The sequence below is a fragment of the Ruegeria marisrubri genome, assembly GCF_001507595.1.
GTDB lineage: Bacteria > Pseudomonadota > Alphaproteobacteria > Rhodobacterales > Rhodobacteraceae > Ruegeria > Ruegeria marisrubri.
In genome coordinates this window covers 45569-64055 of the sequence record NZ_LQBQ01000035.1, presented here as the reverse complement: position 1 = coordinate 64055, position 18487 = coordinate 45569, and the positions used below count along the sequence as shown (strand labels likewise).

22 protein-coding genes are annotated in these 18487 nt (G+C 64.5%); 8 read left to right on the top strand and 14 right to left on the bottom strand.

From position 1 onward, the window contains the following. Positions 1 to 44: 44 nt before the first annotated feature. Complete coding sequence (locus AVO45_RS14535) at positions 45 to 1691, bottom strand: electron transfer flavoprotein-ubiquinone oxidoreductase (RefSeq protein WP_068348225.1); 1647 nt, start codon at positions 1689 to 1691, stop codon at positions 45 to 47. A gap of 136 nt (positions 1692 to 1827) precedes the next feature. Then, positions 1828 to 2283, bottom strand: coding sequence for a redox-sensitive transcriptional activator SoxR (gene soxR, locus AVO45_RS14530; protein WP_068348223.1), 456 nt, complete (start codon positions 2281 to 2283; stop codon positions 1828 to 1830). 88 nt (positions 2284 to 2371) lie between these two features. Here soxR and AVO45_RS14525 point away from each other — a divergent pair, with 88 nt between their 5' ends. The 3 genes from AVO45_RS14525 (at position 2372) to AVO45_RS14515 (ending at position 4469) form a co-directional block, all read left to right on the top strand. Next, complete coding sequence (locus AVO45_RS14525; RefSeq protein ID WP_068348221.1) at positions 2372 to 2752, top strand: VOC family protein; 381 nt, start codon at positions 2372 to 2374, stop codon at positions 2750 to 2752. A 230-nt stretch (positions 2753 to 2982) separates the two neighbouring features. Continuing rightward, complete coding sequence (greA, locus tag AVO45_RS14520; RefSeq protein WP_068348219.1) at positions 2983 to 3453, top strand: transcription elongation factor GreA; 471 nt, start codon at positions 2983 to 2985, stop codon at positions 3451 to 3453. Positions 3454 to 3464: 11 nt separating this feature from the next. After that, on the top strand, positions 3465 to 4469 hold the full coding sequence (locus AVO45_RS14515) for a hypothetical protein (protein WP_068348217.1): 1005 nt from the start codon (positions 3465 to 3467) through the stop codon (positions 4467 to 4469). Between the two features lie 38 nt (positions 4470 to 4507). Here the strand turns inward: AVO45_RS14515 and AVO45_RS14510 are convergent, their stop codons facing one another. The 4 genes from AVO45_RS14510 to AVO45_RS14495 form a co-directional block, all read right to left on the bottom strand. Next, entirely contained in the window at positions 4508 to 5779 is a 1272-nt protein-coding gene (locus tag AVO45_RS14510; RefSeq protein ID WP_068348215.1) for a molybdenum cofactor synthesis domain-containing protein, read from the bottom strand. Positions 5780 to 5842: 63 nt separating this feature from the next. Then, positions 5843 to 6334, bottom strand: a complete 492-nt coding sequence (gene mobB, locus AVO45_RS14505) for a molybdopterin-guanine dinucleotide biosynthesis protein B (RefSeq protein ID WP_068348213.1) — start codon at positions 6332 to 6334, stop codon at positions 5843 to 5845. Beyond that, positions 6331 to 6969 carry a molybdenum cofactor guanylyltransferase MobA gene (mobA, locus tag AVO45_RS14500; protein WP_068348212.1) on the bottom strand — a complete coding sequence of 213 codons (639 nt, stop codon included), beginning with the start codon at positions 6967 to 6969 and terminating at the stop codon, positions 6331 to 6333. The genes mobB and mobA overlap by 4 nt, the downstream gene beginning before the upstream one ends. Before the next feature lie 4 nt (positions 6970 to 6973). Beyond that, positions 6974 to 7915 carry a formate dehydrogenase accessory sulfurtransferase FdhD gene (locus AVO45_RS14495; RefSeq protein ID WP_099045739.1) on the bottom strand — a complete coding sequence of 314 codons (942 nt, stop codon included), beginning with the start codon at positions 7913 to 7915 and terminating at the stop codon, positions 6974 to 6976. Here AVO45_RS14495 and AVO45_RS14490 point away from each other — a divergent pair. Both AVO45_RS14490 and AVO45_RS14485 read left to right on the top strand, forming a co-directional pair. Then, on the top strand, positions 7914 to 8630 hold the full coding sequence (locus AVO45_RS14490; protein ID WP_068348208.1) for an AzlC family ABC transporter permease: 717 nt from the start codon (positions 7914 to 7916) through the stop codon (positions 8628 to 8630). The genes AVO45_RS14495 and AVO45_RS14490 overlap by 2 nt on opposite strands. Then, a complete protein-coding gene (locus tag AVO45_RS14485) occupies positions 8627 to 8959 on the top strand; it encodes an AzlD domain-containing protein (protein WP_068348206.1) in 333 nt (110 codons plus the stop codon). The genes AVO45_RS14490 and AVO45_RS14485 overlap by 4 nt, the downstream gene beginning before the upstream one ends. On the opposite strand, the gene AVO45_RS14480 is transcribed toward AVO45_RS14485, so the two are convergent. The 7 genes from AVO45_RS14480 to AVO45_RS14450 all read right to left on the bottom strand — a co-directional run bounded on the left by AVO45_RS14480 (position 8948) and on the right by AVO45_RS14450 (position 15459). Further along, positions 8948 to 9562 (bottom strand): hypothetical protein, encoded by a 615-nt coding sequence (locus AVO45_RS14480; protein WP_068348686.1) that lies wholly within the window; start codon positions 9560 to 9562, stop codon positions 8948 to 8950. The two genes, AVO45_RS14485 and AVO45_RS14480, sit on opposite strands and share 12 nt — an antisense overlap. 41 nt (positions 9563 to 9603) lie before the next feature. Beyond that, positions 9604 to 9738 carry an aa3-type cytochrome c oxidase subunit IV gene (locus tag AVO45_RS14475; protein WP_068348204.1) on the bottom strand — a complete coding sequence of 45 codons (135 nt, stop codon included), beginning with the start codon at positions 9736 to 9738 and terminating at the stop codon, positions 9604 to 9606. A gap of 64 nt (positions 9739 to 9802) precedes the next feature. Continuing rightward, the gene (locus tag AVO45_RS14470) at positions 9803 to 10363 is read right to left on the bottom strand and encodes a hypothetical protein (protein WP_068348201.1); all 561 of its coding nucleotides are present in this window, start codon (positions 10361 to 10363) and stop codon (positions 9803 to 9805) included. Continuing rightward, positions 10350 to 12188, bottom strand: a complete 1839-nt coding sequence (locus AVO45_RS14465; RefSeq protein WP_068348200.1) for a glycerophosphodiester phosphodiesterase — start codon at positions 12186 to 12188, stop codon at positions 10350 to 10352. The genes AVO45_RS14470 and AVO45_RS14465 overlap by 14 nt, the downstream gene beginning before the upstream one ends. 65 nt (positions 12189 to 12253) lie before the next feature. Next, the gene (locus tag AVO45_RS14460) at positions 12254 to 12706 is read right to left on the bottom strand and encodes a DUF6173 family protein (protein ID WP_068348198.1); all 453 of its coding nucleotides are present in this window, start codon (positions 12704 to 12706) and stop codon (positions 12254 to 12256) included. A 3-nt stretch (positions 12707 to 12709) separates the two neighbouring features. Beyond that, positions 12710 to 13756: an MBL fold metallo-hydrolase gene (locus AVO45_RS14455; protein WP_068348196.1), complete on the bottom strand. Its 1047-nt coding sequence runs from the start codon at positions 13754 to 13756 to the stop codon at positions 12710 to 12712. Then, positions 13756 to 15459, bottom strand: a complete 1704-nt coding sequence (locus AVO45_RS14450; RefSeq protein WP_068348194.1) for an acyl-CoA dehydrogenase — start codon at positions 15457 to 15459, stop codon at positions 13756 to 13758. Before AVO45_RS14450 ends, AVO45_RS14455 begins: the two co-directional genes overlap by 1 nt. 135 nt (positions 15460 to 15594) lie before the next feature. On the opposite strand from AVO45_RS14450, the gene AVO45_RS14445 reads away from it, so the two are divergent. Continuing rightward, on the top strand, positions 15595 to 16545 hold the full coding sequence (locus AVO45_RS14445; protein WP_068348193.1) for an L-threonylcarbamoyladenylate synthase: 951 nt from the start codon (positions 15595 to 15597) through the stop codon (positions 16543 to 16545). Here the strand turns inward: AVO45_RS14445 and AVO45_RS14440 are convergent, their stop codons facing one another. Then, positions 16546 to 17100: a YqgE/AlgH family protein gene (locus tag AVO45_RS14440; protein ID WP_068348190.1), complete on the bottom strand. Its 555-nt coding sequence runs from the start codon at positions 17098 to 17100 to the stop codon at positions 16546 to 16548. Between the two features lie 146 nt (positions 17101 to 17246). On the opposite strand from AVO45_RS14440, the gene AVO45_RS14435 reads away from it, so the two are divergent. Together AVO45_RS14435 and AVO45_RS14430 are read left to right on the top strand one after the other, a co-directional pair. Next, entirely contained in the window at positions 17247 to 18059 is an 813-nt protein-coding gene (locus AVO45_RS14435) for a protein-disulfide reductase DsbD domain-containing protein (protein WP_068348188.1), read from the top strand. Between the two features lie 3 nt (positions 18060 to 18062). After that, positions 18063 to 18482, top strand: a complete 420-nt coding sequence (locus AVO45_RS14430; protein WP_068348186.1) for an NUDIX hydrolase — start codon at positions 18063 to 18065, stop codon at positions 18480 to 18482. Positions 18483 to 18487: the final 5 nt, after the last annotated feature.

Below are 18487 nucleotides of genomic sequence, written 5' to 3'. Positions count from 1 at the left end.
CAATGGCAGAGCGTTTTCCGCCCCGCCATTGCCCGGTTTTCTGCTCACATGTTGGGATAGTTCGGCCCGTCTCCGCCCTGCGGCGTCGTCCAGGTGATGTTCTGGCTCGGGTCCTTGATGTCGCAGGTTTTGCAGTGGACGCAGTTCTGGAAGTTGATGACGAATCGCGGCTGGTCCTCGTCGGTGACAACTTCGTACACGCCTGCCGGACAATACCGTTGCGCCGGCTCGTCGAACCTGGGCAGGTTGACCTTTACCGGGATCTCGGGGTCGGTCAGCTTGAGGTGGCAGGGCTGGCTTTCTTCGTGGTTGGTGAAGGAAAACGCCACGTTGGTCAGGCGATCGAAGGACAGGGTCCCGTCCGGCTTGGGATAGTCGATCTTCTGGTGCTTGCTGGCCTCCTCGGTCGATTCCGCATCGGTCTTGCCGTGGCCCAGGGTGCCGAACAGCGAGAAGCCCATCGTGTTGGTCCACATGTCGAGCCCACCCAGAGCCAGCGAGGGGATCATGCCCCATTTGGACCACATCGGCTTGACGTTGCGCACCTTCTTGAGGTCCTTGGCGATCGGACCGGTGCGCACCTCGTTTTCATATTCGGCCAGCTCGTCGCCGCCGCGTCCGGCCTTGATGGCCTCGAAGGCCGCCTCGGCCGCGGCCTTGCCCGACAGCATCGCGTTGTGGTTGCCCTTGATGCGCGGCACGTTGACCATGCCCGCCGAGCAGCCCAGCAGCGCCACGCCCGGCGCCACCAGCTTGGGCAGGGACTGCCAGCCGCCCTCGGTGATCGCACGGGCGCCGTAGGCCACGCGCTTGCCGCCCTTGAGCAGTTCGGCCACCATCGGGTGATGCTTGAACCGCTGGAACTCCATGTAGGGATACAGGTGCGGGTTCTTGTAGTTCAGGTGCACCACGAAGCCCACATAGACCTGGTTGTTTTCCAGGTGATAGATGAACGAGCCGCCCCCGGCATTGCCACCCAGCGGCCAGCCCATCGTGTGGGTGACCGTTCCCTCCTTGTGCTTGGCGGGGTCGATCTCCCAGATTTCCTTCATGCCGACGCCGTATTTCTGCGGCTCTTTGCCGGCCTGCAGGTCATATTTGGCGATCACTTCCTTGGAGAGCGACCCGCGCACACCTTCCGAGAGGAAGACGTATTTGCCGTGCAGTTCCATCCCCGGCTCGGTGTTGGGGCCATAGGACCCGTCGGGTTCCAGCCCGAAGACACCGGCCACGACGCCCTTGACCTCGCCATTGTCACCATAGACCAGTTCCGAGCAGGCCATGCCGGGGAAGATCTCGACGCCCAGTTCCTCGGCCTGTTCGGCCATCCACCGGCAAACATTGCCCATCGAGACGATGTAGTTGCCGTGGTTGTTCATCAGCGGCGGCATCGGCCAGTTCGGGATGCGCAGTTGGCCGGCCTCGCCCAGCATGTAGAAGTTGTCTTCGCGCACGGGCACGTTCAGCGGCGCGCCCTTTTCCTTCCAGTCGGGGATCAGCGCATCCAGACCGCAAGGGTCCAGCACGGCGCCCGACAGGATATGCGCGCCGACCTCGGAGCCCTTTTCCAGCACCACGACGTTCAGATCTGCGTCGAGCTGTTTCAGACGGATGGCCGCCGACAGACCCGCCGGGCCGGCACCCACGATCACCACGTCATATTCCATCGCTTCGCGTTCAATTTCGGCCATCGTGGGCTCCTTCGCTAACTTTCCGAATTGGCGCTCTCAACGCATGATCGGCGCAATTTTGTTTCACGGCTGATTAACCGCTGTGAAACGGCCGGGTCAATCAAAACACGGCGTAACACTGCCGCAATGCGGCATTTCAGTCCTCGGGCGCGTCACCCATCAGGTACCTGGGACCGCTGCCATACGTTTTTGCCCGGTCGTCGGGGTTGTAGAGCGCGCATTTCGGCAGGCTCAGGCAGCCGCAGCCGATGCAGCCGTCCAGATTGTCACGCAGGCGCAGCAAGGCATCGATTCGCTGATCCAGATGCGCGCGCAGGCCTTGGCTGATCTTTTTCCAATCCGCAGGTGTGGGTGTGCGGTTGTCGGGCAGGCCGGCCAGCACCTCGCGGATTTCGGGCAGGGTCAGGCCGAACTGCTGGGCGATCATCACGAAGCTCAGCCGACGGATGTCGGCTCGCTGGTACCGCCGCTGCCCGCCCGGATTGCGCCAGGGGGAAATCAGGCCCTGCGTCTCGTAGTAGCGGATGGCGGATACCGCCAACCCCGTGCGACGCGCCAGCGCGCCGATGGAAAGGCCTTCGGATGCGGGCATCGGTTCCTCCCGAAAAAATCTCTTGAGCTAAAGTTAGGTTTAGGAATTACGGTGAGTCGAAACAAGCCTGACATGAAAAGGAGACCCCATGATGGCGACGCTGGAGCACACGAACTTCACCGTCCGCAACCCGCAGGCCACCGCGGCCTGGATGCAGGACGTATTCGGATGGAAAACCCGCTGGGAAGGCCCGGCGATCGCGGGCGGCTATACCGTGCATGTGGGCAGCACGCATACCTACCTAGCGCTGTATGCCCCTGCCGACCCGAAGCCGGCGGGCGAAAGCAGCTATGACACCATCGGCGGGTTGAACCATGTTGGCGTGCTGGTCGAGGACATCGACGCGACCGAGGCCAAGGTCCGCGCCGCCGGTTTCGAGCCGCACAACCACGCAGATTACGAACCCGGGCGCCGGTTCTATTTCGACGATGACAACGGCATCGAATTCGAGGTTGTTCAGTATGATTGAGATGCTGTGGCTGAACGTTCCGCCGGGTCGCTGGCACTCGGACAATCGTCACGACCGGCGTCACCGGCGGATTCCGACCGATCGCAAACGGCGCCAAGCCGCGAATTGACCAGTCAACCCCCTTGGCCCCTTGCATTTCGCGGCCTATTTGGGTCAGGTAATTGTTGAACCAACCACTCGCCCCGGCGCATCATGCGGCGGGGCGATGAAATTTTGCGTGGAAAAGAGACATGGAAAAAATTCCGATGACGCCTTCGGGCTTCGCCGCGCTTGAGGCCGAGTTGAAAAAGCTCAAGACCGAAGAGCGGCCCGCCATCATCAAGGCCATTGCCGAGGCCCGCGAACATGGCGACCTGTCCGAGAATGCCGAGTATCATTCTGCCCGCGAAAAGCAGTCCTTCATCGAGGGCCGCATCAAGGAGCTGGAAGGCATCCTGTCGCTTGCCGACGTGATCGACCCCGGAAAGCTCTCGGGTGCAATCAAATTCGGTGCGCGTGTGACGCTGGTGGACGAGGACACCGATGAGGAAAAGACCTGGCAGATCGTGGGCGAGCACGAAGCCAACATCGAGGCCGGTCTTCTCAACATCAAATCCCCGATCGCGCGCGCCCTGATCGGCAAGGATGAAGGCGACAGCGTCGAGGTCCGCACACCCGGCGGCCTGCGGTCCTATGAAATTCTGAGCATCCAGTACTCCTGACGGAGCTTTTCATGTCCGAGCAACAGCCAGATCGCGATTCGGACCGCCCGACGTCTTTGGGTATCTTCGACCGCCCCCAATGGGCCGCCATCACGGGGGTCGAAATCGTCGCGATCTTGCTGAGCCTGGCCTGGCTGATCTTCGCGGTCGTTTTTCTGGTCATGCCGTCGGACGAGGGCGCCAGCGGACTGGTCGTGACGATGCTGGCCGTCTTCATGCCGGTGGCGATGATCTGGGTCGCCGCGACCGCCATGCGCGCCAGCCGCATCATGCGCGAGGAAAGCCGCCGTCTGCAGACCGCGATCGACGCGATCCGCAACACCTATGTCAAGGAACGGCAAACGACGATTTCGCACGAGCCCTCGGTGACGAAGAAGCTCGACGAAATCGTCGAGACCGCGAAGAAGACCGAGACCGTGCTGGCGACGTTCTCGACGTCGCGACAGGACACCCCCCGCCCCGTCAAGTTCACCCATGCGAATACGCAGCCCACGGCGGGACAGGCGTCGCTCGAACTGGGAACGCCGGCCGAGGACCTGTCGCCGCCGCTGACGACCGAGGAATTCATCCGCGCCCTGAACTTTCCGGAAACGACGGAAGACACCGAAGGGTTTGCGGCGCTGCGCAGGGCGCTCAAGGACCGCAAGGCATCACAACTCATCCAGGCCGCGCAGGACGTTCTGACCCTGCTCAGTCAGGAGGGGATCTACATGGATGATCTGCGGCCCGACATGGCGCGGCCCGAAGTCTGGCGCCAATTCGCACAAGGAACCCGCGGTCGGGCCGTTGCGGCGCTCGGCGGCATACATGACCGCTCATCCCTGGCGTTGACCGCGGGGCGGATGAAGCAGGACCCGATCTTCCGCGACGCGGCCCATCACTTTCTGCGGCGCTTCGACCAGATGATCATCGATTTCGAGCCCGAAGCGAGCGATGCCGAACTGACGGCACTGGGCGAGACGCGCACCGCGCGGGCCTTCATGCTGTTGGGGCGGGTGGCCGGCACGTTCGACTAGTCGCCGTCTGGCACTCCCGGAAACCCGCAACGTTGGGGCTACAGGCCGAAACTTGCATAGGGGATGAATCGGACCGGGTCTCCGGGCCGAATGTGACGTTCCCCATCCTCGATCTCGGCCAATCCTTCGGCCCAGCTGAGACCGCTGATGCGGCCGGAACCTTCGGAGTGGAATACCTCGACCCGGCCGTCCCGGACACGGGCGCGCAGATACTCGCGGCGGCCTGGCTTCTTGCGCTTCTCGAAGGCAGCCGGCAGGTCAAATCCCTGCGGCGCGCTCCAGCCCTCGCCAGCCAGCAACCCCATGGCGGGACGGGCGAAGATCAGCGTGCAGACCATCGCCGCCACCGGGTTGCCCGGCAGCCCGAAAACCGGCGTTCCGTTCCAGACGCCCAAGGCCAGGGGCCGTCCGGGTTTCAGCGCGATGCGCCACTCCTGCATGGCCCCGGCCTCGCGCAGGAGGGCCGAGACATGATCCTCGTCCCCCGCCGAGGCACCGCCGCTGGTCAGGATCACGTCGGCCCTGGCCGCTGCCTGGTTCAGCCTGTCTCTCAACAGCTCCCGCTCGTCGGCGACGCGCCCCATGTCGATCGCCTCGAAGCCAAGCCTTTCCGCCACGGCCAGAAGCATCGGCCGGTTGGCGTCAAAGATCTGTCCCGGGCCGGCCTCCTGCCCCGGCTCGACCAGTTCGTCCCCGGTCGACAGCACCGCCACGCGCAGCGGGGTCCGCACCTGCACCCCGGCCAGCCCGACGGCCGAGAGCAACGCAAGATCCGCAGGCGTCAGCCGGCGTCCGGCCGGCAGGATCACGTCGCCGGCAGCCACGTCCTCGCCCGCCTTGCGGGTATTGGCCCCCTGCCTGAGCGGGCCGCGAAAGGCGATATGCCCCTGCTCGACAGTCACGTCTTCTTCCAGGATGACCGTATCCACCCCCTCGGGCAGGGCCGCCCCCGTCAGCACGCGCAGCGCCTGCCCGGCAGGTACCGTCCCCTCGAAGGGAACCCCCGCCGCGGCGCGCCCTTCGGCCAGCGGCAGGACATGGCTGCCCTCGGGAAAGCCGCCCGCAAAGCCGTATCCATCCACCGCCGAGTTGGGCAGCGGCGGGTTCGACCGTTTGGCGATGGCATCGACCGTCAATATCCGCCCCAACGCCCGTGACACCGGAACGCTTTCGATCCGCGTGACGGGCCTCAGCCGCTCCTGCAGGAGGGCCAGCGCCTCGTCCACCGGGGTCCAGTTCACGCCCGGCGGCAGGGCAAAGCAGTCGTTCTTCAGGGGCGGCGGGGCTATGTCCGGCTTGTTCTGGCTCACTGGCAACGTCCTTCTATTCCTTCCGGCCTGTTCTTCGTTTTCACGGATAGCCGCAATTCAAGGTCACAACCCCACTTCCCCAAGGATGAAATCGGCAATCGCCCTGGTGTCGTTCAGGTCAAAGACGGGCCGGTCCAGCTCCAGCGGCGTGTCGCTGGCCACGGCGCGTATGGTTTCATCCTGCGCCGCGATCAGCGGGTTGCCGGGTTCGGCCCGGAATGCCTCGACCTTGGGGTGCCGCTCGCGCTTGTAGCCCTCGATCAGCACCAGATCGACGGGCGACAGCCGACCCAGCAGATCGGCCAGCGGCGGCTCGGGGGCGCCACGTAGCTCCTGCATGTGGGCGACGCGGTATTTCGAGGCCAACAGCACCTCCTGCGCGCCCGCCTCGCGGTGGCGATAGCTGTCGCGGCCGCGATGGTCCACGTCAAAGGAGTGATGCGCATGCTTGACCGTCGAAACCGTGAAGCCGCGCCCGGTGATCTCGGCCACAAGCCGCTCCATCAGCCCGGTCTTGCCCGCGTTCTTCCAGCCGGTGACGCCGTAGATCCTCATGCCCCCTCCAGCATCGCCTCGGCCCGGGCCAGATCTTCGGGCGTGTTGACGTTGAAGAACGGGTCGAACCCTTCGACCGGGAACAGCGCCTCGCGCCCGCCATGCCGGTCGGTCCACAGCACCACCTTGCGCAGCCCGTCGTTCAGCGCCGCCCGCAGGTCGTCGCGCAGGGCGACGGGCCAGAGGCCGAAGGTCGGGTGCCGATTGACCCGGCCGCCGGATTTCAGCGCCTCGCCCTCTCCTCGCGGGGTGGTGGCCAGCACCAATGGATGCGCCTGCCCCTCGGAGGCCCGAACCAGCCTTTCCACCAGATCAAGCGGGAAAAAGGGCGTGTCGGCGGCGGCGGTCACGATGGTCTCGGCGCCCTGTCCCGCGGCCCAGTCGAGCCCGGCCAGAACACCCGCCAGCGGCCCGGCGAAACCTTCGATGGAATCCGCGATCACCGGCAGGCCCAGATCGGCAAAGCGGTCTGGATCGCCATTGGCGTTGAGCGCCATGGCACCGACCTGCGGTCGCAACCGCTCGATCACGCGGGTCAGCAAGGTCTGCCCGCCCAGCGTCAGCAGGCCCTTGTCTCCGCCGCCCATGCGGGTGGCCCTGCCGCCCGCCAGTATCACGCCAAGGGGCTTTTGCATTTTCTTACCCTTCTGCGCTTTTGCGTCGATGTTTCTTGTCCTCGACCGGCACCGTCGAAGGGTCCGCGTCGCGCACCAGCCTGTCGGCCCCGGAAAGACAGACGAACCGATGCCCGCGCATCCGGCCGATCAGGGTCAGGCCGACCTCACGCGCGATCTCGACCCCCCAGGCGGTAAAGCCCGAGCGCGAGGCCAGAACCGGGATGCCCATCATCGCCGTCTTGATCACCATTTCCGAGGTCAGCCGACCGGTGGTGTAGAGGATCTTGTCGCCCGCCGTCTCGCCCTCGGACAGCATCCAGCCCGCGATCTTGTCCACCGCGTTGTGGCGACCCACGTCCTCCATGTAGACCAGTGGGCGGTTCTGCTGGCACAGGACCGTGCCGTGGATCGCGCCGGCCTCAAGATAGAGCGACGGCGTGCGGTTGATCTTGGCCGCCAGATCATAGAGCCACGAGGTGCGCACCGGCACCTGCGGCAGGGTCACGCCCTCGAGCCCCTCCATCATGTCGCCGAACACCGTGCCCACCGCGCAGCCGCTGGTGCGGGTCTTTTTCCTGAGCTTGTCCTCGTAGGAGGTCTCGCGCGCCGTGCGCACCACCACGGTTTCCAGATCGTCGTCGTAATCGACGCGCGTGATCTCGTCATCCGGGCGCAACATGCCCTGGTTGCGCAGAAAACCCAGCGCCAGATATTCGGGGTAGTCGCCGATGGTCATCGCCGTCACGATCTCTTGCGCGTTCAGAAAGATCGTCAGGGGGCGTTCCTCGACCACCGAAATCCGGCTTGTCTCGCCGTTCTGGTCGATGCCCTCTACCGCGCGGGTCAGTCGCGTAGACTTGGGATCGGGGGCGATGATGTAGTCTGACAGATCCGTCTCGGTGGCCAATTGCAACCCTCTCGCATGACCGTTACAGGTGACGCGCTCACCATAGGATCTAGCCATGGCTTTCACCACATCCAATTCATACTACTGGAAGGGTTTTCGCGATGGCGCGCCGTTCGTTTTCGTGGCCGTTCCCTTCGGAACGCTGTTCGGCGTGTTCGCGACCGAGGCCGGGCTGAACATCGTCCAGACGATGGCCTTTACCGCGACCGTCTTTGCCGGGGCCGCGCAGTTCGCGGCCCTGCAGCTGATGCAGGACGGCGCACCGACGCTGATTGTTCTGGCCTCGGCGCTGGCCGTGAACCTGAGAATGGCGATGTATTCCGCGTCGCTGACGCCCTATCTGGGCAGCGCGCCGCTGTGGCAACGCGCCTTTGCCGCCTACCTGACGGTTGACCAGTCCTATGCCTGTTCGATCGCGCGCTTCGAGGCAGAGCCGCAGATGACCGTGCCGCAGAGGATGGCCTATTTCTTTGGTTCAGTGACGCCGATCACACCGCTCTGGATCCTCAGCACCTATCTGGGCGCCGTTCTGGGCACCCGGATACCGGAAAGCTGGGCGCTGGATTTCGCCCTGCCGATCACCTTCCTGTCGATGATCGGTCCGATGATGCGCACCATGGCGCATGTCGTGGCCGCGCTGGTCGCGGTCGCCGTGTCGTTGATGACGGTGGCCATTCCCTTCAACCTCGGGCTGCTGATCGCGGGCTGCGCCGGCATGATCGCCGGAGCGCAGGCCGAAGTCATGCTGGACCGCAGAAAGGCCAAGGCATGAATACCGTCGATCCGGTCACCATGTGGATCATCATCGTCGGGCTGGCGGTGGGCAGCTATGCGCTGCGGTTCGTGTTCATCGGCCTTGTGGGCGACCGCCAGATGCCCGCGTGGTTGCTGCGGCACTTGCGCTATACGGCGGTGGCCATCCTGCCCGCGCTGATCGCTCCTCTGGTCGTGTGGCCCTCGGCCACCGGAGGAGAGGCCGATCTGCCGCGGATGAGCGCGGCGGCGGTCGCCGTGACGGTGGGGTTGGTTTCCAAGAACGTGCTTGCGGCAATCTTTTCCGGCGCGGCAACGCTCTATGGGATGCTCTACCTACTGGGATAGGGAACCGCGATCCAGCGCGTTGAGCTTGGCGTTGTTCTCGGCCAGGCCCTTTTGCAGATCGGCATCGTCGTTTTCATAGTATTCCTCGGTCACGACACCGGGATACTTTCCGAACTGTTCCGCCAGCTTCAACGGCTGGTAAACGACGTCGATGTCCTGGAACCCCGGCACCTGCTGCAACAGCCGCGCCGTGTAGTTGGCGCAAAAGGCACCGGGCACCGGCCCCATCTGTTTCGCAAGGCGATAGGCGATTTCCGCCTGTTCCGGCGTCACCTGCAACTCCTGAATAAGCGCATGGTGCGTCGAGCGGGCATGAGACCCGCGATAGGCCTGCTCGACTGCCGGCGTGATTCCGTACAACACGTCGTCCAGAACCGGGACAATGTCCGCATGGAATGACCCCGCAGGATCGAAAATCACCCGCTCGCTGGCGTTGATCATCAGGGATGTGTGCGCCCCGGCGCCAGTCCGGTTGTTCACCATCGTGTAGAGCGTCAAGGTCGCAGGCCCCGGATCGCGGTAGGATCGCGCCGCGATCTTCGCCGGATCAGCTTCGGGGCCGCGGGTGTTGGTGGCGCATGCTGCGAGCGTCAGGCTCACCATGCAGGCAATGAACAACCGGAACACGGGCCACACCGATCGGATCAGGATGCGAATACTGCCAGGAAGAGCAGGACGAAAAAGATGGCCGCAACGCTCCAGATGATGAACTTCACGAAACTGTTGAAGGTTTCGGTCTGTTCCTTGATGTCCATTTCGCCGTGTTTGTACTCAGCCATTGTTTGCATTCCTATTCGCGTGTTTTCTCGGTGAATAATGGATTCTCGCGCCTCTGTCACCACGTCATTCGCGCGCATCTCCAAGAGCGTCGAAAGGTGTGCAATCGGGATAGCCGAATCCCCAGCGCCACGGCAATCCGGTGCAAGGGGCGCCACCGAAACGGACGGCCATGAACATGGCCCTTGCGATGGTTTCGTATGCGCCCCGAACCTGCTCGGGCTTCACACCATAGTATTCGGCAATCCCGTCCACGCGTTCGTCACCCTTTCGGATCACGCAGGCTTGCAGCTCTTCGTCCGCCGTCAGACGCGCCTGGTAACTTGCCTCGGCTTCCGATGCGCCGCCGGCGTCGTGGTAGGCGCGATCATGGATCACGCAGCAGGCTTCCCACGGAGGGGCGTTTTCGTGGGCTGAGGCAAAATCGGGAAAGGTATCGGCGACCAGTTCCCAACTCGAAGACAGCCCGCCGGAACACCCGTCGGTCTCGAACGGCGAAAGGTCGGCCCCCTCACGCGCCTGCATCAATGCCCGATGGCCGGGCATTTCCAATCTCTGCGCGAATTCCTGCGCAGTAAGCGGGCTTGCCAGGCAGGTGGCCAGAATCGCGACCTCAAGGATTCGCATCGCGCATTTCCTTGGTGTCCACTTCCAAGCCAAACTCGGCCGCCAGCCACAGCAGCAGGCGCTCGGCGGGCCCAAGCTCTGCCCGCGCCTCGAACACGCGACGCGCCAGCGCCGGGTCGTCGGTGATCAGCCCGTCAACGCCCATCGAGGCCATGGATGACATCTGCAGCGGATCGTTGACGGTCCAGACATAGATATCCTTGCCCGCCTCATGCACCGAGCGGATCAACCCCGGCGAGGCCATGCCGGCGCTCACGGCGACGAAGTCGCCCTCGAGCCCGGCCAGGTTTCCGACCGCGGTGGCGGCCAGAACGCCGGTGCGCCAGTCCGGGCGCAGATCCCGCATCTTTTGCACGGCCGGATATTTCAGCGACATGACGGCGATATCATCCTGCATCCCAAGATCCTCGACGATCCGGGCGACGCGGCGCTCGAGATCGACATCATGGCCATAATATTTGAGCTCGATCAGAACCTTGGACTTGCCCCGTGCAGCGGCCAGCACATCCCGCAGGGTCGGCGTGCGTTCCTCCGAGAATGCGGGGTCGAACCAGCTGCCGATGTCGATGTCGTCCAAATCCGACATCGTGGCGTCCCAGACCTTGAGGTTGACGCCCGCGAGCTTCATGAAATCGCTGTCATGGGCGACGACCACGACGCCATCCGCCGTCTCCTGCACGTCGATTTCGACCCAGTCCGCGCCGTCCTCAACGGCCTTGAGAACCGAGGCCATGGTATTCTCGGGCCGGATGGCAGCAGCGCCCCGGTGGGCGATCACCTCGACATCTTCCGGTGCCTGAACCTGCGCGAGCACCCGCGCGCTCGCCCAGGCACCGGCAAGAACAGCGATCACGGAAACGGCCGCCAATGCAAGGAGCCGCGGCCGGAGGTTTCCGCCCTCGGCTGCGGGCATCCGGGCAAGCTCGCCCTCGAAGAACCCATCCAGCAGCACCGCCAGCGCCCCCAGCGCCGTCGCCGCCAGAACCAGTCCCGCAAGCGACCAGACGATGACCACGGCAAGGCTGACGGTCAGGGCAAGGCGCAGATTGGTGCCCGCATCCAGCGGAATCAGGGACAGGATCAGGGTGGCGACGGTACCGATCGCCGCCGCGACGGCGATCCGCAAGCCGAGCCACAGGACCAGCTTGATCTTGAGGTCGCTGCGACGCCCCTCCATCAGGCGCGCGCTTTCGCCGAACGCATCGCCCGGCGAAACATTCTCGAACAACACAAGGTGCAAGGACAGCGCCCAGGCCGACAGGCGCCGGATCAGCACCCAGGCAAGCACGAGGACCACCAGTCCGATCAGCACCACCGCCACCCAGAAGGCGGGAGGGTGGAAGGTGAGGTAATAGTTGATGTCGTATTCCGTCAGGGTCCACCAGGCGATCAGCGCCGCCACCGCCGCGAACGGCAGGACCATGGCCATGACCCGCAGAACGAAGCGCAGGGCGAAGGCGAGGATTTTGGGCAGGCGCGACAGCACCAGCGTCAGGGCCGAGCGCCCGGCACGCCACAGGTCGGTCTCGCCCATGCGCAGGCAGGCCGCCATGACCGCAAAGCCCAGCACCTCGGCAACCAGCAGCAGACTGAGCAGCACCAGCGCCGCGACGAACCCGACCGGAGACAGCACGAAGGCGGCGATGTCCTGATCGGTCAGCGCCGACTGATCGGAAAGCGACACGGTCAGGTTGACCACGACGGCCAGGCTCGGGGCGATTGCTGCCAGCGCCAGCAGGCGCAGGACCAGATACAGCGGAACGAATACACGCCTTCGGGTCCAGGCCTCGGCATAGGCTTTTGTCACGACTGGAAAATGTGTCACGCGTTGAACTCCTGAACTATGCGGTCATTCAACGGCGCGAAACCGGGAAAAGCAAGAAGTTGCGATCAGTCCCGCGCGAGATCTTCGGCCAGCCTGAACCCGATGCGGTTGGCCGGCGCGTCCTCGGTGGGTTTGGGCACGGCCCGCAGCATCACGTTCAACTGGCTGACATGCTGGACAAGCTGGTTCCGGGCGCCGGTTTCGTCCCGCCCGTAGAAGGTGACGATATCCGGGTCGAAATAACCCAGCCCCTCGATCCGCAGAACACCGGCATCGCCCCCGGCAAAGCCCATGGCGACCTCGTGGCTGCCGTCCAGTTGGTCCTCGAAATTCTGGATATACAGGATCAGGCGTTCATAGGCCCATTGCGCGGGGCTCTTGGTTTCGACCGGTTTCTGCAGGGGCTTTGGCAGTTCCTTTGGCCCCGGATTGCTGTCGGGGTCCGAATGAACTTCGTGGAAACGCGGCAGGGCCGCGGCCTCGGCGGCCTCGGCTGATGTTTCGATCTTGTCGTCCATCTCTCACTCTTTGCGCTGATACAGCCATGCGCCGTCGGACCGGCGGGTCCGGGTCACCGCACCAATGTGGTAGAGATGGTTCACATGCGCAACCGCCTCGACCAGCGCCAGCCCGTATTCGCCCTCGCCGATATTGCGCTTGAACAGCGGCATGAAACAGTCGGAGGCCGGTTTGGGCGTGTCTAGATGCTCGAGCAGGCGATTGAGCGCGCCGTGGTGATTGTCGATCAACTGCCGCATGCGGATCGGCAGGCCGGTGAAGGGCAGCTTGTGCCCCCCAAGCGCCAGATGATCGGCCCGCGCAAGTGGTTCCAACCGCTCGCAGGTTTCCAGCCATTCGGCCAACGGATCGGCCAGAGGCTCGGTGGCATAGACACCGATATTCGGGCTGATCGAGCTGAGGATCTGGTCGCCGGTGATCACGAGGTTGTCGTCGCGGCTCCAGAAGGTCGCATGCTCCGGCGCGTGGCCGTTGCCCATGTGCACGTCCCAGTCGCGGCCGCCCATGCGGAACACGTCGCCCTGCTTGATCCGGCGGAACCCCAGCGGCATCGGATAGACCATGTCGGCAAAGTTGAACGGCCGTTCCGACATGCGTTTGGCCAGAATCTCCGGCGCCATTCCGGCGCTGCGGTAATAGTCCAGCGTCTCTTCGGGCCAGGTTTCCTGCACGTCCAGGGTCAGCATCCGCGCAAACAGCCACGCGGTTCGGGTCGTCACCAGCTCGGCCCCCTGCTCGGACTGGAACCATCCGGCATTGCCGATGTGGTCGGGGTGGTGATGCGTCGCCACCACCCGGTGCACCGGCTTGCCGGCCAGAGGTCCGGCCAGCAACTGCTCCCAGATGCCACGGGTCTTTTTCGACGAAAACCCGGTGTCGATCACCGTCCAGCCGTCGCCGTCATCCAGCGCGTAGACATTGACGTGATCCAGCTTCATCGGCAGCGGCAGGCGCATCCACAGAACGCCCTCGGCGACCTCTATGGCCTCTCCGGCAGCGGGTGGTTGCTCCCATGGATACCGCATGGCAAGAGGCCTCGCGCCGTCCATCAGACGGCCAGTTCGTCAGCACTGAGCGCGTAGAGATCTTTCGCCCCGTTCTGCGCCTGCGCCAGCAACCCGGCGTGCTCGGGCAACAGCGCGTTGATGTAGAACCGGGCCAGCTTGGCGCGCGGCCCGTCGGGATCGGCCAGTGCGGCGGCCAGGTGAAAGTGACCGCCCAGCACCCGCGCAAAGGCGCGCAGATAGGGCAAGGCACCGGCAAACCGTTCCGTCATGTCGTCCTGAGAGGTCAGCCATTCGGTCGCCTCGCGCAGGGATTCCGTCGCCTCCCAGACCGGGCCTGCCAGTTCGGGCATCGTGGCGCGCGCGCCTTCGGCCTGCGCCTCGATCTCGTCCAGCAGGCGGGCGGCTGCCTCGCCCCCGTCCATCATCTTGCGCCCGACGAGGTCCATTGCCTGAATGCCGTTGGTGCCTTCGTAGATCGCGGTCACGCGGACGTCGCGGTAATACTGCGCCGCACCGGTTTCCTCGATGAAGCCCATGCCGCCATGCACCTGCACCCCGGTTTCGGCGACGCGGATGCCGGTCTCGGTGCCAAAGGCCTTGGCGATCGGCGTCAGCAGCGCCGCCCGGGCCGCCCAGTCCGCGTCCCCCGTGGCCTGCGCCATGTCGATGGCAACCGCGTTGGCCAGCAGGATTGCGCGCGAGGCAAAGACATCGGCCTTCATCTCCATCAGCATCCGGCGCACGTCGGCGTGGTCGACGATCGTGCCCGAGGGCGTCTTGCCCTGCTTGCGCTCCAGCGCATAGGCCAGGGCGTGCTGATAGGCGCCTTCGGCCACGCCGACGCCCTGCCCTCCGACGCCAAGCCGCGCGTTGTTCATCATCGTGAACATGGCCGCCATGCCCTTGTGCTCCTGACCGACAAGCCACCCCTTGGCCCCGTCATACTGCATCACGCAGGTCGGCGAGCCGTGCAGGCCCATCTTGTGTTCCAGCGAGACGACCTTGAGGTCGTTGGCCACGCCCGGGTTGCCGTTCTCATCCGGAATGAACTTGGGCACGAGGAACAGGGAAATCCCCCTGGTACCCGGCGCGCCATCCGGCAGACGTGCCAGCACCAGATGGCACACGTTCTCGCAGAAATCGTTGTCGCCCCACGAGATGAAGATCTTCTGGCCGGTGATCGAATAGGTGCCGTCGCCATTGGGTTCGGCCTTGGAGCTCAGGGCGCCCACGTCCGATCCCGCCTGCGGTTCGGTCAGGTTCATCGTGCCCGACCATTCGCCCGAGATCAGCTTGGGCAGATACAGCTCCTTGATCTCGTCGCTGGCATGGTGTTCCAGCGCCTCGATCTGGCCCTGGCTCATCAGCGGCGCCAGTTGCAGCGACAGGCAGGCGGCGCTCATCATCTCGTTGACCGCAGTGGTCACGGCCATCGGCAGGCCCATGCCGCCATATTCGGGGTTGCCGCTCATCCCGATCCAGCCGCCCTCGGCGATCGCGTTCCAGCCTTCGGCATAGCCGGGCGAGGTGCGCAGCACGCCGTTCTCCAGCCGTGCCGGTTCCAGATCACCCGGGCGCTGCAGAGGCGCCATCACCTGTTCGCACATCTTGCCGGCCTCGGTCAGGATCGCGCTGACCACATCGGAACTGGCTTCGGCAAAGCGCTCGGTCTCGGCGACCTGGTCGAAACCGACCACGTTTTTGAACAGGAACTCGTAATCTGAGATTGGGGCACGATACGGCATGGTCTTCCTCGGGGCTGTCCAACCGGTCGCATCTGCGGGCTTGGAATCCCCCGTCAGCGCCGGTATTTGTCGGGGCTTGGACGATTACCTATCGATACCGCTCTTTCAAGCAACCAAAACGCCGCGTCACCGCACATGCCCCTGCTGACCACAGAATACCTGACCGCAGACGACGCGGGCATTGCCCGGGCCGCCGAATTGCTGCGGCAGGGGCGGCTGGTCGCCTTCCCGACCGAGACGGTTTACGGGCTGGGCGCCGATGCCCGCAACGGCGAGGCCGTGGCGGCGGTCTATGCGGCCAAGGGGCGACCCAGTTTCAACCCCCTGATCGCCCATGTCGCCTCGGTCGAGGCGGCGCGGCGATACGTGCAATGGAGTGATGCGGCCGAAAAGCTGGCGAATGCCTTCTGGCCCGGCCCGCTGACGCTGGTTCTGCCGCTGCGCGAAGGGCACGGGATTTCCTCGTTGGTGACGGCGGGGTTGGATACGCTCGCGGTCCGGGTTCCGGCCCATCCGACAGCCCGGCAACTGCTGGCAGCTTTCGATGGCCCGGTGGCCGCGCCTTCGGCCAACCCCTCGGGCCGGATCAGCCCGACCACGGCCGAGCATGTGCGCACCGGTCTGGATGGCCGCATTGCCGCCGTGCTGGATGACGGCCCCTGCGGCGTCGGTGTGGAATCCACCATCGTCGGCCTTGCCGACGAACCGACCCTGCTGCGCCCCGGGGGGCTGGCCGCGGAAGAGATCGAGGGGGTTCTGGGCAAGACATTGCGGCACCATGAAACCGGTGATCCGCTGTCCGCACCGGGTCAGATGCTGTCGCACTATGCTCCGGACGCGCCTGTGCGCCTGAATGCCCAGGCCCGGCGCGGAGACGAGATCCTGCTGGGTTTCGGCCCGGTGGACTGCGATCTGAACCTGTCCGAAGCAGGAAGCCTGACCGAGGCCGCGGCCAACCTGTTTTCGGCTTTGCACGCGCTGAACGAAACCGGCCGCCCCATCGCCGTGACGCCAATACCGGATCACGGCCTGGGCGTGGCAATCAATGATCGCCTGCGCCGGGCCGCCGCGCCGCGCAACACCTGATCAGGCGCGCCCCGCATTTGCCGAAAGGGTCAGGGGGTCGACCCCGAGTGTCGCCAGGGCGGCCTCCCACTTCTCGTCATCGGCCACGTCAAAGACCAGTTCGGGCGAGGCATCGGTCGTCAGCCAGCCGTTCATCGATATCTCGTCCTCGAGCTGCCCCGGCCCCCAGCCGGAATAACCGAGCATCAACAAGGCCCTTTCGGGCCCCCGCCCGGCGGCAATATCCTCGAGTATGTCAAGCGTTGCCGTCATGCTGAAGCCCGGCGTGACCGGCATGGAATGCAGATTCGCCTCGTAATCGGAACTGTGCAGGACGAACCCGCGGGCGGTTTCGACAGGGCCGCCAAAGCGAACCAACCGCTCGCCCACGGCGGGGATCTTCAATGGAATATTGAGTTGCGTGAGCAGAAGCTTGACCTGAAGATCGGCAGGTTTGTTGACGATCAGACCCATCGCCCCGTCATCCCCGTGGCTGCACAGGTAGACCACGGAGTGATCGAATCGCGGATCTCCCATCCCCGGCATCGCAATCAGAAGTTTTCCGGTAAGGTCCATGTTCAACCAACTCTTTCTGGCTCCATCCCGAGAATGGCCCTTCAGGCCATGGCTTTGCAAGGGACGACCGGAGATTTCCCGCAGATTTCACGATCTTGACCTGAACGTGACTTGGCATTTCCCGAATCAGGGCGCATCTATTCTATATGCTGAACCTGTTGAAAAAGGCGTCCGCCGTCCTGCTTTTCTGCCTGCCGCTTGGCACAACTGCCTCTGCGGGGGGTGTCGGAGATGTCGTCAAGCTGGACATTCTCGACGGTGGGCTGACAAGCAGGGGCACCTATCTGGGCGCCATCCGGATGACATTGGCCGACGGTTGGAAAACCTATTGGCGGGCACCAGGAGAGGCTGGCATTCCTCCGCAGATCGACTGGCGCGGTTCCCGGAATGTGGGCGAAGTCTCGATCATCTGGCCGGCCCCGCATGTCTTCGACCAGAACGGAATCCGCTCTGTCGGCTACAAGGGGCAGATGGTTCTGCCCGTCGAAATCACCCCTGTGAACCCCGGCCAGCCGGTACGCCTCAAGGGCGAGATCGATTTCGGCGTCTGCAAGGATATCTGCGTGCCCGGCAGCTTTGACTTTGACCACAAGCTCGATGCGGCGGCCGGCCCTCACCCGGCCATCGCCGCTGCAATGGCGCAGCGCCCCTACTCGGCGCGCGAGGCCGGCGTCGTGTCGGCAAGCTGCAGGCTGAAACCGACACAGGACGGGATCCAGATCGAGGCGCATCTCACCATGCCACCGGCCGGTGACGAGGAAGTCGCCGTGATCGAACCCGGCGCCCCGGAACTCTGGGCCTCCGAGACCCGGACCCGCCGGCAGGGCAACACGCTGATTGCCAGTTCGGAGTTGATCAACGCCTCGGGCTCCACCTTCGCGGTGGACCGTTCCGACATACGGATCACGGTCCTGGGCACCAAACACGCGGTCGACATCCGGGGCTGTGCAGCAGGGTAAGCAATGCCGCGCCTTCCTCTGATCGGCGCGCTGGGTGTCGTCATCCATGAAGGACAGGTTCTTCTGGCCCGGCGCGGGAAACAGCCGGACGCCGGGTTGTGGAGCTTTCCCGGCGGGCATGTGGAATGGGGAGAATCAGTATTCGCGGCCGCCGCCCGCGAGTTGCTGGAAGAGACCGGAATCGAAGCAGACCCCAGGGCCTATGTCGACAATCTGGACCTGCTGCGCCGCGATGGTGCGGGGGCCGTGGTCAGTCACTACCTGCTGGTAGCCGTGGCTTGCAGCTATGTGAGCGGAGCCCCCAAGGCCGGTGGCGACGTGCTCGATGCCGGATGGTTTCCGATCGATGCGATCCGAAAGGGTGAATTGGCGATGAGCGCCGGAGTGCCGCGGGTTCTGGACAGCGCCCTGCGCCGGTTGTGAAGGCG

Coding starts and splice junctions, on each gene's coding strand:
- AVO45_RS14535 (WP_068348225.1), bottom strand. CDS start 1,691: ATGGCCGAAATTGAACGCGAAGCGATGGAATATGACGTGGTGATCGTG.
- soxR (WP_068348223.1), bottom strand. CDS start 2,283: ATGCCCGCATCCGAAGGCCTTTCCATCGGCGCGCTGGCGCGTCGCACG.
- AVO45_RS14525 (WP_068348221.1), top strand. CDS start 2,372: ATGATGGCGACGCTGGAGCACACGAACTTCACCGTCCGCAACCCGCAG.
- greA (WP_068348219.1), top strand. CDS start 2,983: ATGGAAAAAATTCCGATGACGCCTTCGGGCTTCGCCGCGCTTGAGGCC.
- AVO45_RS14515 (WP_068348217.1), top strand. CDS start 3,465: ATGTCCGAGCAACAGCCAGATCGCGATTCGGACCGCCCGACGTCTTTG.
- mobB (WP_068348213.1), bottom strand. CDS start 6,334: ATGAGGATCTACGGCGTCACCGGCTGGAAGAACGCGGGCAAGACCGGG.
- mobA (WP_068348212.1), bottom strand. CDS start 6,969: ATGCAAAAGCCCCTTGGCGTGATACTGGCGGGCGGCAGGGCCACCCGC.
- AVO45_RS14490 (WP_068348208.1), top strand. CDS start 7,914: ATGGCTTTCACCACATCCAATTCATACTACTGGAAGGGTTTTCGCGAT.
- AVO45_RS14495 (WP_099045739.1), bottom strand. CDS start 7,915: ATGGCTAGATCCTATGGTGAGCGCGTCACCTGTAACGGTCATGCGAGA.
- AVO45_RS14485 (WP_068348206.1), top strand. CDS start 8,627: ATGAATACCGTCGATCCGGTCACCATGTGGATCATCATCGTCGGGCTG.
- AVO45_RS14480 (WP_068348686.1), bottom strand. CDS start 9,562: ATGGTGAGCCTGACGCTCGCAGCATGCGCCACCAACACCCGCGGCCCC.
- AVO45_RS14475 (WP_068348204.1), bottom strand. CDS start 9,738: ATGGCTGAGTACAAACACGGCGAAATGGACATCAAGGAACAGACCGAA.
- AVO45_RS14470 (WP_068348201.1), bottom strand. CDS start 10,363: ATGCGAATCCTTGAGGTCGCGATTCTGGCCACCTGCCTGGCAAGCCCG.
- AVO45_RS14460 (WP_068348198.1), bottom strand. CDS start 12,706: ATGGACGACAAGATCGAAACATCAGCCGAGGCCGCCGAGGCCGCGGCC.
- AVO45_RS14455 (WP_068348196.1), bottom strand. CDS start 13,756: ATGGACGGCGCGAGGCCTCTTGCCATGCGGTATCCATGGGAGCAACCA.
- AVO45_RS14450 (WP_068348194.1), bottom strand. CDS start 15,459: ATGCCGTATCGTGCCCCAATCTCAGATTACGAGTTCCTGTTCAAAAAC.
- AVO45_RS14445 (WP_068348193.1), top strand. CDS start 15,595: ATGCCCCTGCTGACCACAGAATACCTGACCGCAGACGACGCGGGCATT.
- AVO45_RS14440 (WP_068348190.1), bottom strand. CDS start 17,100: ATGGACCTTACCGGAAAACTTCTGATTGCGATGCCGGGGATGGGAGAT.
- AVO45_RS14435 (WP_068348188.1), top strand. CDS start 17,247: ATGCTGAACCTGTTGAAAAAGGCGTCCGCCGTCCTGCTTTTCTGCCTG.
- AVO45_RS14430 (WP_068348186.1), top strand. CDS start 18,063: ATGCCGCGCCTTCCTCTGATCGGCGCGCTGGGTGTCGTCATCCATGAA.